Source organism: Chloroflexaceae bacterium (assembly GCA_025057155.1).
In the GTDB taxonomy this organism is placed as follows: domain Bacteria; phylum Chloroflexota; class Chloroflexia; order Chloroflexales; family Chloroflexaceae; genus JACAEO01.
Map to the genome: position 1 here is coordinate 1 of JANWYD010000090.1, position 711 is coordinate 711.

2 protein-coding genes are annotated in these 711 nt (G+C 63.4%); both read left to right on the forward strand.

Going from position 1 to position 711, the window contains the following annotated elements:
- Positions 1-13 precede the first annotated feature (13 nt).
- Entirely contained in the window at positions 14-112 is a 99-nt protein-coding gene (locus NZU74_20420; GenBank protein MCS6883694.1) for a GxxExxY protein, read from the forward strand.
- A 47-nt stretch (positions 113-159) separates the two neighbouring features.
- On the forward strand, positions 160-711 hold a 552-nt coding region (gene trpS, locus NZU74_20425; protein ID MCS6883695.1), incomplete at its 3' end, for a tryptophan--tRNA ligase.

Here is a 711-nt window from a genome sequence, read left to right on the forward strand (position 1 = left end):
CGAGGCACAGCTGTTGACCTACCTAAGACTGACCGGCCTCCGCGTGGGTTTGTTGATCAACTTCAACGTGCCGCTGCTCAAGGACGGCATCAAACGCCTGATCCACGGCTAGTTCTCCGTGAACTCCGTGTTCTCTGTGGTGAAAGAAAGGAGCTTGCAATGAAGAAACGTTTACTCACCGGCGACCGGCCTACGGGGCGGCTGCACCTGGGGCACTATGTGGGCAGCCTGGCCAACCGCGTGAAGCTGCAGCACGAGTACGAGTCGTTCTTCATCATCGCCGACTTGCACACGCTCACCACGCGGCCCGAGCGCAACTTCATCCGCGAAATCCCCACCTACATCCGCGAGACGGTGCTCGACTATCTGGCCGTAGGCATTGACCCCGACCTGAGCACCATCTTCGTGCAGTCGGCCATCCCGGAGACATACGAACTCAACCTGCTTCTGGAGATGCTGGTGACGGTGCCGCGCCTGGAGCGCCTCCCCACGCTCAAGGAGATGGCCCGCGACGCCAATCTGGAGTCCATGCCCTTCGGCCTGCTCGGCTACCCGGTGCTGCAGGCCGCCGACATCCTGCTGCCGCGCGCGCACATCGTGCCGGTCGGCAAGGACAATCAGGCCCACGTCGAGCTGGCGCGCGAGCTGGCCCGGCGCTTCAACCTGCTCTACGGCGAGGTCTTCCCCGAGCCGGAGGCCCTCATCGGCGAG